Source organism: Rhizobium sp. CBN3 (assembly GCF_030518245.1).
Classification (GTDB): domain Bacteria; phylum Pseudomonadota; class Alphaproteobacteria; order Rhizobiales; family Rhizobiaceae; genus Rhizobium; species Rhizobium aethiopicum_A.
In genome coordinates this window covers 1-505 of the sequence record NZ_JAULSE010000099.1, presented here as the reverse complement: position 1 = coordinate 505, position 505 = coordinate 1, and the positions used below count along the sequence as shown (strand labels likewise).

Sequence of the window (505 nt, the reverse complement as noted above, 5' to 3'; positions counted from 1 at the left end):
GCCGACGGCCATCTCGTTGCGCTTGAAGGTATATTCATACATGAAGTTGGACGGCAGCCAGGCCGAGCCGCCCGGCCCGCCCGAGGTCAGCGCCACCACCAGGTCGTAGGATTTGATCGCCATATGGGCGAGCACGATGAAGGCCGACAGGAAGATCGGCCGCAGCAGCGGAATGACGATGCGGCGGTAGAGTTGGAAGGGTGAGGCGCCGTCGATCTGAGCCGCCTTCATAATCTCGCCGTCGATGCCGCGCAGCCCGGCGAGAAACATCGCCATGACGAAGCCCGAGGCCTGCCAGACACCGGCGATGACGACGGTATAGATGACGAAGTCCTTGTTCTTGATCCAGTCGAAGTGGAAGCTCGTCCAGCCGAAGTGGTGCAGCGTCTGCTCGAGCCCGAGGCCGGGATCGAGGAACCACTTCCAGGCGACGCCGGTGACGATGAAGGAGAGCGCCATCGGATAGAGGAAGATCGGCCGCAATAACCCCTCGCCGCGGATCTTC

Annotated in this window: 1 protein-coding gene; it reads right to left on the bottom strand. The window is 62.4% G+C overall.

The genetic code is table 11. The annotated features are described in order from the left end of the window. Positions 1-505 (bottom strand): carbohydrate ABC transporter permease (locus QWJ46_RS31125; RefSeq protein ID WP_302756390.1); only part of this gene is annotated, 505 nt, incomplete at both ends.